Origin of the sequence: Streptomyces sp. NBC_01306, assembly GCF_026340465.1 — a bacterium.
GTDB lineage: Bacteria > Actinomycetota > Actinomycetes > Streptomycetales > Streptomycetaceae > Streptomyces.
This window is the reverse complement of the sequence record NZ_JAPEPC010000003.1, coordinates 259,554-273,879: the sequence shown is the minus strand read 5'-3', so window position 1 is coordinate 273,879 and position 14,326 is coordinate 259,554. Positions and strand designations below refer to the sequence as shown.

The window sequence follows — 14,326 nt, the reverse complement described above, 5'->3', positions numbered from 1 at the left end:
AACCACCGCGCTGCGCGCGGTGGCTGCGCTTCCGCTCCGCGGAAGCGCGAGCGGGACGCTCCGCGTCCTGCTCAACTGGGCTGCTGCGCAGCCCAGTTGCTGCCCCGTCCGCTGCGCTCCCGGGGCAGCGGGACTGTGTCCCGTAGCAGGCTTTCGCTTCGCTCTAGCCTGGCAGGCAGGTCCGCTGCGCTCCCCTGCCTGAACGGTCCTTCCGGCTGCACCTCCAGAACCGAGGCCCGCTAACGCGGGCCAGTCTGGCTACGGAAGAGGGGTATCGCGCGGACCTTTCAGCGTCGTCTTTTGAAATAACCGTGCTGATGCAGCTTGTAGATGATCACTGGGGCCAAGATGAGCCACACGGCCAGGAAGGCCCGTTTGAACCATGGATGGCCGTCCGGCCTGGCGCCCTGGGTCAGCTCTGAGGCGGCCACACTGAGTCGAGTCATGCTTCTCCAGTGCCCAGCCAACAGGCCAACACGCAGCCTCTGTATCCGAGTTGTGGAGGTTGGGGCTTGCGATGCACTCCGGTTTCCAGTAGGGGTCGCTCGTTCGTGAAGGTTCCCGTGTGGTGGCTGCATCAAACTGATTCAGCATGTAACGTTGGTAGAAATACAGGACACCTCCCCTCGTCGGGGAACCTCCCTGAAATTCCGAGAGGAACGACCACAGATGGCCTGGCGCCACGAACCTACCGGACCCGATTCCGCGCTGAGCAGCCATTCTTTGGGCCGGGTGAGTCGGTATCAGAGGGCGGGCGCCAAAGCCCGGTTGAGGCTGTTCGCGCTCTTGGCCGCCCACGGCGTGCCCGCGAGCGAGGCGGATGACCTGGTGGCCGCGCTGGAGGCTGAAGAGCGGTCGCGAGGGCGCAGCGCGAGGTGGCGAAACTGGAAGGCATGGCGTCGCGCTCGTGTGGCTCGGTGTTCGAGGACGGCTGCGACGATGCGGTACCGGCCGTGAGCGAGGCCTTGGTGGGCATCGTGGACCACGGTTGGTCGCGGTGTGGTGGCCGGTCGGCCGGCGCCGTTGAACTGGCCGTACACATCGCGGAACGAGGCCCTCTGAAAGACCACGGAATTCAGCGCTCGGGGAGGCAAGGAAATGTCAGCGATTCAGCTCAAGGAACACCAGGTAGATCAGCGCTCCGTGTTTCGCAGGTGGGTGGGATTCCCTGCAAGGTCATCTGTGCCCCCGCAGGGTGCCCGGGGAACGATCGTGTCAGCGACCGGTTCAGGCAAGACGATCACGGCCGCCGCGTGCGCGCTGGAGAGCTTCGCAGACGACCGGATCCTCGTGACCGTGCCGACCCTGGACCTGCTCGCGCAGACCGCCCAGGCGTGGCGCCTGGTGGGCCACCGGGCCCCGATGGTCGCGGTGTGCTCGCTGGAGAACGACGCGGTACTGAACGAGCTGGGCGTGCGCACCACCACCAACCCGATCCAGCTCGCCCTGTGGGCAGGGCACGGACCGGTCATCGTGCTCGCCACGTACGCCTCTCTTGTGGACCGCGAGGACATCGACGCACCGAAAGGCCAGCGGAAGATTCGCGGGCCACTGGAGACCGCTCTGGCGGGCGGAGAGCGACTGTACGGCCAGCGCATGGCGGGCTTCGACCTCGCGATCGTGGACGAGGCGCACGGCACCGCTGGTGATCTTGGTCGTCCGTGGGCGGCGATCCATGACAACGCCCGCATCCCCGCCGACTTCCGGCTCTACCTCACCGCGACCCCGCGCATCCTCGCCGCGGCCCGCCCGCAGAAGGGCGCGGACGGCCAGAAGGCGGAGATCGCATCCATGGCCGACGACCCGGAGGGCACGTACGGCGCGTGGCTCGCGGAGCTGGGTCTGAGCGAGGCGATCGAGCGGGAGATCCTCGCCGGGTTCGAGATCGACGTGCTGGAGATCCGCGACCCCTCCCCCGTTCTCGGGGAGTCCGAGGAGGCCCGGCGGGGCCGGCGCCTGGCGCTCCTGCAGACCGCCCTGCTGGAGCACGCGGCGGCGTACAACCTCCGTACGGTCATGACGTTCCACCAGAAGGTGGAGGAGGCCGCCGCGTTCGCGGAAAAGCTGCCGGAGACCGCTGCCGAGCTGTACGTCAACGACGCGTCCGACGCCGACCTGGCCGCCGCTGACAAGCTGCCGAAGTCGTCGATCGACGCGGAGTTCTACGAGCTGGAAGCCGGCCGCCACGTACCCCCAGACCGCGTGTGGTCGGCGTGGCTGTGCGGCGACCACCTCGTCAGTGAGCGGCGCGAGGCTCTGCGGCAGTTCGCCAACGGCATCGACGCGGCCGGGCGCCGGGTGCACCGGGCGTTCCTCGCCAGCGTTCGCGTCCTCGGTGAGGGCGTGGACATCACCGGCGAGCGGGGCGTGGAGGCCGTGTGCTTCGCGGACACCCGCGGATCGCAGGTGGAGATCGTGCAGAACATCGGCCGGGCGCTGAGGCTCAACAAGGACGGCTCCACCAAGGTCGCCAGGATCATCGTGCCGGTGTTCTTGGAGCCCGGCGAGGACCCCACCGACATGGTCGCCAGCGCCAGTTTCCGCCCCCTTGTAGCGGTCCTCCAAGGACTCCGCAGTCATGATGAGCGTCTGGTCGAGCAGCTCGCCTCCCGCGCCCTCACCAGCGGAAAGCGCAAGGTCCACGTCCGGCGTGACGAGGACGGCCGGATCGTCGGGGCCGGCGGCGCGGGCGACGGCGAGGACCAGGACGACGACACGCAGGCCGCCGCCGAAGCCGCCCTGCTCCACTTCTCCAGCCCGCGCGACGCGGCGACGATCGTGGCGTTCCTCCGTACGCGGGTGTACCGGCCGGAGTCGCTGGTGTGGCTGGAGGGATACCAGGCCCTCATCCGGTGGCGGGCAGAGAACGAGATCACCGGCGTCCACGCCGTGCCCTACGACGTCGAGGTCGAGGTGGGGGTCACGAAGGATTTCCCGCTTGGCCGATGGGTCCACCAGCAGCGGAAGGCGCTACGGGCCGGGGAGCTGGAGGAGCGGCGCAAGACCCTGCTGGACGCACCCGAAGCCGGGATGGTCTGGGAGCCGGGCGAGGAAGCGTGGGAGAACAAGCTCGCCACGCTGCGGTCCTACCGGCGGGCCATGGGGCACCTTGCTCCGCGTCAGGACGCAGTGTGGGGCGAGGGCGAGGCGATGGTGCCAGTCGGGCAGCACATGGCGAACCTGCGGCGCAAGGGCGGCCTGGGGAAGGACACGGAGCGGGCGGCGGAGCGCGCGAAGCATCTGACCGCGATCGACCCGGACTGGAACTGCCCGTGGCCGCTGGACTGGCAACGCCACTACCGGGTACTCGCCGACCTCGTCGACGCCGACGGCGTTCTGCCTGCCATCGAACCCGGGGTGCTGTTCGAAGGCGACGACCTGGGCAAGTGGCTGGAGCGGCAGAAGAACCCCGGCACCTGGGCGCAGCTGTCGACCAAGCAGCAGGAACGGTTGTCGAAGCTGGGCGTACAGCCCATCCAGGCGTCGCCTCCCGCCCCGGCAGCCACTCGTACGACCAAGGGCCCGACCAGGGCCCAGCAGGCGTTCCAGCGCGGCGTACAGGCCCTCACACAGTGGGTCGAGCGGGAAGGCGCGGATCGGCCTGTGCCGCGCGGTCATGGCGAGCAGATCGCGGTCGACGGTGAGGCGGAGCCGGTGCCGGTGAAGCTGGGCGTATGGCTCTCCAACACCAAGACCCGGCGGGACAAGCTCGCCCAGGAGCAGCTGGACGCGCTGCGAGAGCTGGGCGTCGGCTGGGCGTAGAGCCGGTCTTTGGGGCGGCTGCCAGCGCTCGCCCCAAAGACCGGCTCTGCTGCAGATCAGTAAAGCCCGATCGCGTCCACGATGATGGCCGGACCGGCGATATGGGAGTGAACGTCCTCAGTGGGGAGATCCAGGTTGAAGTGGCTGACCAGCTCTCGCACGTGATCGTCTACGTCGAGCATCATGAAGCGCCGCATCATGTGTTCCCAGTCGTGGAGGAGCCACTGTTCGGCGCTGAGGTATCCATCGCTGCCCCCTGGAATCAACCTGCTAACGCTTCCCAGAACGCGGAGTTCTCCTTCGATACGGTTCGCTGAAGCCTCGCCCAGGAAGTGGTCCGGCGGCACATTGATGTAGACCTTCTGCGGCAGGTTCGACCCGGTCAGTTCCAGGAGGGTTGGAATGGGGAGGAGCTCGTTCCGGAGGTACACCTGCTGCAACTGCTCGGCGAACGGCAAATCTGCAATCTCGAGATTGCGGAGGCTGTCCAGGTCGGCCTCTACGGTGTCCATCAGCCGACGAAGGATGAAGAACATCTTCCCTGCCAGGCTGGCCGCGGTGATCCTCGTCGTTCCCTCGATCTGGACCAGATCGTCCCTGACGAGGGGAGTTTCGCCGTCCGGGTCGACTTTGACCGCGCCAGCGTCGTTGATCAGCGCATCGATCAACTTGCTGAAGGTGGCCTTCTGCTTGGGGGCAAGACTGTAGGTGGATTGGAACTCAACGTCGGCCCCCCTAGTAGGGCTTTGTTAGGTGGTGTCGTAGGTCTGCCATGGGGTGGGTTGTCGGCAGGTGGGGCAGGTTCCGGTCCAGGTGGCTAACAGGTGTTGGAGGAGTGCCAGGGCCTGGTAGAGGGTCAGGCCCTGGCAGGGGCTTTTGGGGAGGACCGCTGTTCGGTCAGGAAGAGGTGGGCGGCGGTGACGAGGGTGACGTGGCGGTGCCAGCCGGTGAACGAGCGGCCCTCGAAATGGTCGAGTCCGAGCGTCGTTTTCAGCTCGCGGTAGTCGTGTTCGATGTGCCACCGTAGTTTCGCGAGGCGGACGAGATCCCGGGCCGGAATGTCGGCCGGAAGGTTGGAAATCCAGTACTTGACCGGCTCGTTCTCCCCTTCGGGCCACTGCGCGATCAACCACCGAAGAGCGATGGCACCGTCCGGGGCGGGTTTCGGGCGGCGGCCGGCGAGGCGGACGCGCAGGAACACGAAGCGGGCGGACACGGCTGCTTTGGAGCCCTTGCGCCAGGTGACCGTGACCGCTCGTGCACGTCCGGCGGCCAGGACGTGTTCGCGCAGGCTGATGGGCCGGGTCCGGTAGCGGGCCAGCGGACGCGGTCCGAGCCCGCCGTAGGGCGGCTGGTGTGGCACGGCCGATTCGGTATGGGCGGTCATCTCGCCCTTGACCCGCAGGGCGTAGGCGAGGCCGCGGTCCTCCAGGCCGTGGCGGAAGTCGGCGTTCGCTCCGTAGCCGGCGTCCGCGACCAGCACCGCGGGCCGCAACCCCAAGGCCGCCAGTTCGTCGAGCATGTCCAGCGCGAGCCGCCACTTCGGCCGGTGCTGTTGCTCATCAGGAATGCGGCAGCGGGCCCGACGGCCGGCAGCTTCGGCCCCGTCCCAGCTGCCGGGCAGGAACAGACGCCAGGACAGTGGGCACGACGCGGTGTCGGACGCGGCGTGGACGCTGACCCCGATCTGGCAGTTCCCGACCTTGCCCAGGGTGCCGGAGTACTGCCTGGCCACCCCGGGCGAGGACGTCCCGTCCTTCGGGAACCCGGTGTCGTCCACCACCCACACCTGCGGACGCACCACCGCCACCGCCCGGCGGGCCAATCCGGCACGAACCGTGTCCACCGGCCAGGTCGACGACGTCATGAACTGCTGCAACTGCTGATGGTCCACCCCGAGTCGCCCGGCCATCGGCTGCATCGACTTCCGACGCCCGTCCAGCAACAGACCCCGCAGATACAGCCCGCCCTTCACCCGCTGATCAGCACGCGCCAAAGGCGCGAACACCTCCCCAGCGAACTCCTCCAACCGACCCCGGCACGCCGCGAGTTCATTCGCCCTCATACCAGCAGGAAACCACCAACGCGCCCACTTGCCTAGAGACGTAACAAAGCCCTACTAGAGCCTTCCAGCGCGAACGCGCCCACGCCAGCCTTGCCGCCGCCGGTCTGCCTCCGAATGGACTTCTCGACGATCTCGGCTTGGTGAGGAATCTCGATTTCGTAGTACTCCGCCTGCGACAGCAGGGTCTCAGTGTCGAGGTAGATCGGTGATAGCAGCGCCATGCACAGAAGTGTCTCAGTGCCCTCTGACACTCCGGCCCGTGCGCGCTCCAGTGCGACCAGCGGAGCTCTGAGCGCGGAGAGCCGACGGTTCGCGCGCGCCGGCACTGGGGGAACGATCTCCCAGGTGAGGGCACCACCACAGCCGAGCAGGCTGCACCGGAGTTCCTGGTGAACTTGAACATGATCGCCAGGTGGATCGAGGGGTGCTCCGCGGAGACCGCGCCCTGCTTCCTACCTGAAGACCACATCTGAGCAAGTGGCCTTGATCGTGAACAGGGCCTGGGGACGCCGGCGCGGGTGGATGCTTTGCCGGTGACAAACATTGATGAGGTACGCCGGGCCCTGGAGGAGTCCAGGTTCGATGTTCTGCTGGGGCTGGAGGAGTCGAGCTGGCTGGACGTCAAGAGCGGGATCTACCACCTGGGCAATCCGGAGCACGAACAGGAACTCCTCAAGGACGTGGCCGGCTTCGCCAACACTTCCACCGGTGGACTGCTGGTAGTCGGCTTCAAGACCGAGCAGCCCCACGATGTCGAGATCGTTTCCGAGCTCAATCCCGTGCCGCGGAAGCTCGTCGACCTCGACCGGCACCGCAAGCTGATCGACGGAAAGCTGATACCCACGGTGCGAGGTCTGAGCGTCAACTGGATCGGCTGCGGTGAAGAAAAGGGCGTACTGGTCATCGACATCCCAGCCCAGCCGCCCGCTTCCCAGCCTCTCGTAGTACCGGGTCCGACCAAGGGCGCACCACCCGATTCGGTCGCCGTACCGATGCGGCGAGGAGACCGCACCATATGGCTCCCCCGGGCACAGATCCAGGCGCTGCTCGCCACAGGGTGGGCGGTGACCGGTGCACCTGCTGAACCAGCAGCCTCGCGCACTGCGGACCGTGCGAAGAGCGGCCGCGTCTTCGACGCGCTTCTTCCCGATGCCCGATGGATCAAGGTACTGGCCGAAGGAGCCCCGCTGTATCGGGTGCCCACCTGGCTGGCGGGCGCCGTCTACGACGCGTACGACACGCTCACAGTCGACGTCGTGGACTTCATCGACGCGGAGGCGGCTGAAGAGCACCAGGCCCTGGTAGAAGCGCTGGGTGATCTCCACGCTGAGTTCATCGGGACCTTCCCGCCTGGCGGGGTGAGCGGCTACAAGTACACGGAAGTACCAGCCGAATGGAAGGGCACAGACCCCGCTCGCTACTACAAGGCGCTTGAAGACTTGTCGACGGCGAGGCAGAGGTTCCTGGACCTGTACAGGCAGTTGAGCAACATACTGACCAGAAAAGGGTTGCTGTCCTGACGGCCCTGGGCTGTCCCCCGAGGCAGGGAGCGCCACTACCGGGTGCTCGCCGATCTGGTCGATGCCGACGGCGTTCTGCCCTACATCGCGCCGGGCGTCGTCTTCGAGGGCGACGACGTGGGCAAGTGGCGGTGGCAGCAGAGGCCGGGCACACGGGCGCAGATCCTCCCCGAGCAGCGGGAGCAGCTGGGCGTCAAGCCGCTTGAGGCGCCGTCTCCCGCCCCCGGCGGCCACGCGTACGGCGAAAGGGGGCCCGAGCAAAGCGGAGCAGGCGCTCCAGCGGGGTCTGGCGGATGAACGAACTGATGCGCATGGCATACGCAGGCGGTCTGGTGAACCACAACTCCCGCGAAAAGTGGCAAGCGGACGAAATCGCCTCCGCTGTCGTGGACATCGAACTCCGTACTGCCGACCGCCCCGACCCCGCCCGCCGCAGTCAGCTCGCGGCCCGTTCCGGCGAAGCCGCTGCTGGAGCGGGGCCACCATGACGATTGCGAGAAGGAGTTGTACGAGGGCGGCACCTGCACCTGCGACCTCGTCGAGCCTTCGGGCCGCCCTCCGAACGGGACGACTACTGAACCTTTCTCTTGACTGCGCCCTTCTCACCACGCTGGACCCCGGGCCCATCTTTCAGGCCCGGGGTCTCGTGCCGTCGGGTTCGGGACGGGTGCAGTCGTTCGGATCGCGTAGGCCACATACAGCCACGGAAAGAGACGTCACCGGTGACCGGATCGAACGGGACTCGCCGCCGTGTTCTGCCATGTGCGCAGTCACGGCGTGAACTATCCAAGAGTTCGGCTCCAGAACATCAAAGATCACCATCTGAAGCGTTAAAGGTTCCAGGTGCAAAGTAAGCGCCTGCCTGCGGCTTCGGGCACCAATGGTTTCCTATCGGGGTCATCTGTTATCCCATGTTTTCCGATAGCCCGGTCTGAACGGGAGGCGGCCAAGCGGCCGCATCGGAATTCGGCACCCGCTTCGTATGACCGATCGGTGAACATGGACTCCGTGAACACCGAACTGACCGTGCTGAAGCGGGACATGGCCGTGAGCCAGGACGACACGATACGGATGCTGCTGGAGCAGTCCAAGCGCACCGGCCGTGCCGTCCTCATCCGGCGTGCCTTCGTCCAGGATGCCGATCCCGGCCTCCGTCTGGTCACGCGGCCCGGCCCGTTCTCCAAGATGCTGCGCAGTAACGAGCGGCTGGACCTTTTCCTCCTGATCCACTGCGTCACCGCGCGCGCCGACTGGGGTGTCGCTCACCGGTCCGAGACCTGGGGCCGCGCCGCGGGGATCTCCTTCGCCACCAATGGAACGGCAAGCGCCGCGGTCTCCCGGCACCTGCACAAGCTCAAGGAACTGAAGCTGATCAGCACCGAGCCTTACGGCCGGATGACGAAGATCACCAAGTTGCTCGAGGACGGCTCCGGCGACCCGTACACGCTGCCGTCGGGCGACAAGGAGGGCTCCCGCAAGAGCACCTACTTCAAGGTGCCGTTCGCGTACTGGGAGCAGCGCTACTACCGGTCGCTCTCGATGCCGGCGAAGACGATGCTGCTCATCCTCATGAGCCAGCGCAGCCCGTCCTTCGCCCTGCACAAGGCCAGGGAGTACGCGCTCTGGTACGGGGTCTCCCCGTCAACGGTCGGGCGCGGCATCGAGGAGCTGAAGAAAAAGCGCCTGCTGTACGAGTTCCTCTCCGAGCAGCAGTTGGACGGCTTCTCCGTCCTCGGGCAGAGCACGCATGTCCGCTGGGCTCTCGCCGCGCCGTTCGACCTGAACGTCAACAAGACGGAGCGCGAGGCGGCAGAGGCCGCCTGGACTCCTGAGGGCGTCGCCCGCACCGCGCTGCGGATCGGCACCCGTATCCCCGCGCTCTCGGGGGCCACGATTCCGCAGTGAGCACCGCCGGGGCGCTACGGCCCTCGGCCCCACGACTCCCGGCCCGGCACACCTGGGTCGGGCGCGGCGCAGGACGCCGCCCCGAAACGGGCGACGGCCCCCTGTTCCAGCAGGGAGCCGCCCAGTGAAGAAACCGACAGTCACTCCCCAAGGAGGCACCATCAGCATGCTCAACGAGGCTAAAGGCACCGACCCGCCGACGTCGACCCGGCATCACCAGGGCAACGGCAAGCTGTGCCCCATCCGGTCCGAGATCCGGACCCGGCTGCGGCAACTGCTGGACGGCGGCCGCCACCGTTGCCTGCGCGCCCTCGCCCGTACGGCGGGCTACGGCGTCCTCCGCGGCTCCGCCGGCGCCGTGGGCGCGAGCGGGACCGGGTGGATCATCTGGTGGATCCAGCAGCGCTGAGTCGGCGCACCCACTGATCCCGTCGTACACCGCCGCTGGCGACCCCGGACTCAGCACCGGGGCCGGGGCCGTCAGCGGCGCGGCGGCACCAAAAGAAAGCCGGGTCGGAACCCGCGCGGGAGCCCGGCACGGCAACGACGCACACACGCGGCTGCTGCTAGTCGTCGGCTCCAGCTCTCTCGTAGCCGACGTCCGCCAATCCTGTCCCGAAGATGTTGGAACTGGCGGGCAGCGCCAAGCGGTGTGGGAGAACTGTCGCTGCGGGGAGCATGCCTTGTCGGGTTGGCCGGTGGGAGAGGTGGACGTGGGACAGATCGAGCAGGGGCTGGGGCGTGCGTTGCGCACCCGTCCCGTTCCCTCAAGTACCGGGGCCCGCCTGCGGTTTCTGCTTATGCACCAGGGTTCCACCCGGAGGGTAGACGCCGTACTGGGGGTGTCGCAGCGCACCGTGCAACGGTGGGCTGCGAAGAAGCCGGGAGCGCGCCGCCCGCCGGGTCCGCTGCAGGTCCGGGCGATCGAGGAAGCGGTCCTGGCTCGGTGGCAGCCCCGAGTACGGGCCCGCCGGCGTGCCCAGGCAGAGGCGGACGGCTTCGTCTTCCATACCCGGGCGCGATTCGGGTTTGCCGCGCCGGCTCCTCGGACGATCCGCGGGTGCGATGGATCACGCAGGACCTGCCGGGAGAAGTAGCCCGGGAACTGTTCGCCGCTCGGGATGCCGGCGCGGGCGAGCAGCAGCAGACGGTGATACTCGCCCGCGCGTTGGGGCACTCCTACTTTCGCGAGTGGGGCCGCCGGGCCCACGGGCTGCACATCGCTTTCAGCGACGTCGAGTTCGCCGACTTCTCGATCGGCTGAGCCTGGCCCGTCGCGTAACAGCGTCAGGGTGCTCAGCGTCATGGGGACCTGGCGTGGCTTGTCGGCATGGCTTCGTACCTCTCGGCTTCCTGCCGCTCGCGCCAGTCCCACTCCACACGGCTGACCGGGCCTTTGCGGCGGACCGCGGGTGGCTGGGGTGGGCGCAGTCTGGCCGTCTCCGCCACGCGCAGCAGGTGCGTACGGTCGCCTGGCGCGGCGAGCAGTTCTTGGTCTTCGCCGGATGCGAGCCGCGTGAAGCAGACCGTGGCCCGTAGGAAAGTGCCTGCCCAGTCGGGTACGGGGTAGGCGGCGCAGCCGTCGGTGTAGCGGGTGCGGTCGTGCAGGGCGAGCGTGGCCGCGGCGTCGTCGTAGTCGCGGGGGCGGGCGGTGGCGAGTTGCTGGAGGGAGGCGCCGGTGAACAGTGCGGAGGCGATAGCTGCGGCCAAGCGGGGGTGCGCGGTTGCCGCGTGCAGCCGGTGGGCGACTTGCTGGGCGGTGTGTGCGGTGAGAGGCACGGGTGGTGGGCGGTGCCGGAAGGCGATCGGGGGCGGCGTGCACGGGTCGGCGCAGGGGCGGGGGCTGTCGTAGGAGACGAGGCGGTCCAGTGCGGGCAGGGTGAGCCAGCGGTCTGCCGGCCCGGCGGGTTTGTCTGCGGGCGGGGGTTCGGTGATAGGCGTGCCGTAGTAGTGGCGGCGGGCTGCCTCGAAGTCGGTGGTGACGGAGTAGTCGGCCGTCCGCAGGGCCTGGTGCAGAGCGGCGGGAAGGTGTGGACGGCGGTGGCAGACCAGGGTCAGGTGGATACCGGTGAGGGTCTGTAGCTGGAGGAGGCGCATCGTGCGGCGATTGGTGAGGCGGTGGGCGCGCAAGACGGTCAGCCGGCTCACGGACAGAGCGGTCATCCAGGCCGTGGCGGCTTCCCACGCGGGCTGACGGCCGGCAGGGAAGCGGCCCGGGAGCAGTGGCGGCTTTCCCAGAGCGGCGAGAAGGTCGTGGGCAAGGCCGGTTTCACTGGTGGTGCCCGGTCCGGGGTGCAGGGTGACCCGGCCGGACGGCGGATGGTGGGCGGCCAGGGCAGTGTGCGTGTGGAGCACGTCGTCATGGCGGTCGATGACCACGGTGACAGGCGACGGTGGCGCGGCGAGCGGCATGGCGGTGCGGTGGTCAGGCGAGGCGGCTGAAGGCCCAGCGCAGCAGTTCCTGGTCGACGCGAGGGCGGCCGGTGCGTGCCAGGGCGGTGCGGGTGTGGGCGGTCAACTGGGCCCAGGCGCGGAAGTTGCCGTGCGCGGCATGCTGGTCGGCGAAGGTGATGTCCTCGGGATCGGCGTCGGCCCAGACCGGGTGGAACAGCGGGATGACGTCGAGGACCTCGCTGGGAGTGAGGCGGGTGAAGTGCTGCCAGATGAAGATCCGGGAGGAGAGCATCGGCTCGCGGCGCAGCACGGTGTGGCAGCCCTCGCCGCCGACGAAGACGACCGCGAAGCGGGTGGCGGGCTCGTCCCACAGGTAGCGGAAGTACTCGAACGCCTCCCCGTTGAGCCACTGGGCCTCGTCCACGAGGAAGGTACGGGGGCGCTCGGCCAGGCGTTCTTCAGCAGGCGGTCAAACTCGCTGGGGTGGCGGGGCGGCTCGCCGGGCAAGTCAAGGGCGGTGAACAGCTCGTAGCGCACCGCTCGGGCGGTGGGGCGGGCGCGGAAGGTGACCCGGCGGACATCCTCGTCCGGCTCGAGTGCGCGCAGGCAGGTGTTGACCGCGAGAGTCTTGCCGAAGCCGGCACCGCCGTGGATGGATACACATCATGGCCCGCGCAGCGACGGTGTCGGCGATGTTCTCCCGGGCGGTGAGCAGGGCGCGGGTGGTAACCACGGAGGCATCGGGCAGGTCGACGTACTGGTAGGTGGCCGCGGTCATCAGACGTCTCCGTCTTCATCAGTGGTGGGACGTGCGGCCGGCCCGTCGCGGCGGTCCGGGGCGGCTTCTTCATCGCTGCCGGACGGGAGCGGGACGGGCTGGCCTGGTGTGGTCAGCGCGGTCAGGGAAGCAGGAGTGCGCCACCCGGCCGGAGGCGCGGTCGGCGGGATGAGGTCCGGCAGCGCCTCCGGCAGGTCGGTGTCGGTGGCCTGGGCGAGTTCGGCCCCGGCCTGTGCACCGGTCAGGGCGCCGAGCCGCCGAAGGGGCTCGGCCATGGGTAGCGGCGGCGTAGCACTCGCGCTGGGAGGCTTCCAGGTCGTTCTTCAGGCGGCGGGCACGAGCGGCCCGGGTTCTTCGTACGGCGCTGATCTGCTCCTCGGTGGCCTGGTCGGCCAGGTCCGCTGGGCCGAGGTAGCGGCCGGTGGCTGCGTGGTAGACCTCGATGCGGTGGTCGTGGTGGGGCATGAAACGGACCCGGACCTGGATGCCAGCCTGGCCAGTCATCCACGACCCCACATAGTCGCGTCTCCTGAAGCGGATGCCGCGGGTGGTCAGCGAGCGGGTACCGGCGTCCTCCAGGGTGAACGTCCACAGATCCGCGGCCGGCACGTCCCGCAGCGGGGTCGGATCGTCCTGCCACGCTTCAAGCGGGGTCCTGCCCCGCAAAGGTGCGGGCTGATGTTCGGTGTTCCACCACCGTGTCCAGTCCAGCAACCGGGCGGTGAAGTCCTCGAAGCTGAGCAGCACCTCGCCCTTCGGGCGGGTGAGGCGTTTACCGGGGCGCGGCTGGCGGGCGTAGCCGGGCAGCGCGGCCAGGAACATGCTCTCCACCGCACGGTTCAGGCCCTCCACGGTGACCTTGAGGTGGGGGGGTGTAGACGGGCAGGCCCTCCACGGTGACCTTGAGGTGGGGGGTGTAGACGGGCAGGTCCTCCACGGTGACGTCCAGGAGATCGAACGCGGCGGTCACCGTCCGGGACAGGAAGTCCTTGCCGCGGTCCACCCGTACCTTCTCGGGCACGCCGCCGAACGGACCGTAGGGGTCCTCGCGCAGCACCGCGGAACGCAGCGCCGCGAGGACCGATTCCCGGGAGGGATGTACCGGGGTGACCGCCACCCCCGTGATCGCGTTGGTGGCGCAGTCGGTGAACCACGTGATCCACGGCCTGCGGGCGGTGCCCTCGACATCGACCAGGACGGGGGCCTGCATGTGGTCGGTCTCCCACACGTGGTTGCGCCAGCCCCGCGGTCGGGCCGGGAACACATCATGCTTACGTGCCTCGCGTTCACCGCCCGCGAGCCCGGCCCGCCCCCCGGCGTCAGATCCCGACGGATCGCCCGGTGCAAGGTCGGGACCGACGGAGGCGGCTCCCCCTCGCCCCTGGCCGCGCGAGCAGTCATCTCGCGATGAACGGCGGCAACGTTCCCCCTCCACAGCCCGAGCAGGGCACGGACCTCCTCAGTGACAGTGAACCTCCCGTAGTACCGGGCCCGCTCTCCCGGCGCCGCAGCCACGGTCTCGTCCTTCTCAGCAGCGGCCAGCCACCGCCAACCGCCCGCTCCCGCACTCCCAACGCATCCGCCACTGACCTCACATGCCCGGTGGTGAGCTTGCCCTTCTGGCGCAGAGCCAGCAGCCGGCGCACCGCCGGCCCGCGCAAGGCCCGAACCGATTCAGTCGGCAAAGCAGCGCCCACGCCGCCGCCCGACCCCTTCGGCAGCTGGAGCCGTCCTTCCTGATCCACCCCACGATCACACCAACGCCCGCCGGCCAGCGGATCAGAACTCACGAAACTGACACAGCGTCACCCTCACACGATAACGCTCCACGACAACGATGCCCCGTGGATCTCTCACCTCCAGGACAGCGACCCCTCAGCCCCGAAACAACCCACGACCAGC

Annotated in this window: 13 protein-coding genes and 2 pseudogenes; 7 read left to right on the top strand and 8 right to left on the bottom strand. The window is 68.5% G+C overall.

What is annotated here, in order from left to right; translation table 11 throughout:
* Window positions 1–1,098 precede the first annotated feature (1,098 nt).
* On the top strand, window positions 1,099–3,762 hold the full coding sequence (locus OG385_RS37010; RefSeq protein ID WP_266860508.1) for a DEAD/DEAH box helicase: 2,664 nt from the start codon (window positions 1,099–1,101) through the stop codon (window positions 3,760–3,762).
* A gap of 56 nt (window positions 3,763–3,818) precedes the next feature.
* Here OG385_RS37010 and OG385_RS37005 read toward each other — a convergent pair whose 3' ends face one another.
* The 3 genes from OG385_RS37005 to OG385_RS36995 all read right to left on the bottom strand — a co-directional run bounded on the left by OG385_RS37005 (window position 3,819) and on the right by OG385_RS36995 (window position 6,048).
* Window positions 3,819–4,430: a hypothetical protein gene (locus OG385_RS37005; RefSeq protein ID WP_266860507.1), complete on the bottom strand. Its 612-nt coding sequence runs from the start codon at window positions 4,428–4,430 to the stop codon at window positions 3,819–3,821.
* Between the two features lie 188 nt (window positions 4,431–4,618).
* On the bottom strand, window positions 4,619–5,827 hold the full coding sequence (locus OG385_RS37000; RefSeq protein WP_266860505.1) for an IS701 family transposase: 1,209 nt from the start codon (window positions 5,825–5,827) through the stop codon (window positions 4,619–4,621).
* A 32-nt stretch (window positions 5,828–5,859) separates the two neighbouring features.
* The gene (locus OG385_RS36995) at window positions 5,860–6,048 is read right to left on the bottom strand and encodes a hypothetical protein (RefSeq protein ID WP_266860503.1); all 189 of its coding nucleotides are present in this window, start codon (window positions 6,046–6,048) and stop codon (window positions 5,860–5,862) included.
* Window positions 6,049–6,345: 297 nt separating this feature from the next.
* Between OG385_RS36995 and OG385_RS36990 the strand changes: the two genes are divergently transcribed.
* The 6 genes and pseudogenes from OG385_RS36990 (at window position 6,346) to OG385_RS36965 (ending at window position 10,516) form a co-directional block, all read left to right on the top strand.
* Entirely contained in the window at window positions 6,346–7,347 is a 1,002-nt protein-coding gene (locus OG385_RS36990) for a helix-turn-helix domain-containing protein (RefSeq protein ID WP_266860501.1), read from the top strand.
* Between the two features lie 27 nt (window positions 7,348–7,374).
* Window positions 7,375–7,639 (top strand): annotated as a pseudogene (locus OG385_RS36985) (helicase); the annotation flags it as partial.
* A gap of 19 nt (window positions 7,640–7,658) precedes the next feature.
* Window positions 7,659–7,835: a hypothetical protein gene (locus tag OG385_RS36980; protein WP_266860499.1), complete on the top strand. Its 177-nt coding sequence runs from the start codon at window positions 7,659–7,661 to the stop codon at window positions 7,833–7,835.
* A gap of 520 nt (window positions 7,836–8,355) precedes the next feature.
* Entirely contained in the window at window positions 8,356–9,252 is an 897-nt protein-coding gene (locus OG385_RS36975) for a hypothetical protein (protein ID WP_266860497.1), read from the top strand.
* 166 nt (window positions 9,253–9,418) lie between these two features.
* On the top strand, window positions 9,419–9,661 hold the full coding sequence (locus OG385_RS36970) for a hypothetical protein (protein WP_266860495.1): 243 nt from the start codon (window positions 9,419–9,421) through the stop codon (window positions 9,659–9,661).
* Window positions 9,662–10,312: 651 nt separating this feature from the next.
* Window positions 10,313–10,516 carry a terminal protein Tpg-like protein gene (locus tag OG385_RS36965; RefSeq protein ID WP_266860493.1) on the top strand — a complete coding sequence of 68 codons (204 nt, stop codon included), beginning with the start codon at window positions 10,313–10,315 and terminating at the stop codon, window positions 10,514–10,516.
* A 38-nt stretch (window positions 10,517–10,554) separates the two neighbouring features.
* On the opposite strand, the gene OG385_RS36960 is transcribed toward OG385_RS36965, so the two are convergent.
* The 5 genes and pseudogenes from OG385_RS36960 to OG385_RS36940 form a co-directional block, all read right to left on the bottom strand.
* Window positions 10,555–11,664, bottom strand: a complete 1,110-nt coding sequence (locus OG385_RS36960; protein ID WP_266860491.1) for a hypothetical protein — start codon at window positions 11,662–11,664, stop codon at window positions 10,555–10,557.
* 13 nt (window positions 11,665–11,677) lie between these two features.
* Window positions 11,678–12,070 (bottom strand): ATP-binding protein, encoded by a 393-nt coding sequence (locus OG385_RS36955; protein ID WP_266860489.1) that lies wholly within the window; start codon window positions 12,068–12,070, stop codon window positions 11,678–11,680.
* A gap of 353 nt (window positions 12,071–12,423) precedes the next feature.
* Window positions 12,424–12,699 carry a hypothetical protein gene (locus OG385_RS36950; protein ID WP_266861334.1) on the bottom strand — a complete coding sequence of 92 codons (276 nt, stop codon included), beginning with the start codon at window positions 12,697–12,699 and terminating at the stop codon, window positions 12,424–12,426.
* Window positions 12,700–12,892: 193 nt separating this feature from the next.
* Window positions 12,893–13,246 (bottom strand): annotated as a pseudogene (locus OG385_RS36945) (transposase); the annotation flags it as partial.
* Window positions 13,197–13,634, bottom strand: coding sequence for a hypothetical protein (locus tag OG385_RS36940; RefSeq protein ID WP_266860488.1), 438 nt, complete (start codon window positions 13,632–13,634; stop codon window positions 13,197–13,199). The gene OG385_RS36940 and the pseudogene OG385_RS36945, both read right to left, overlap by 50 nt.
* Window positions 13,635–14,326: the final 692 nt, after the last annotated feature.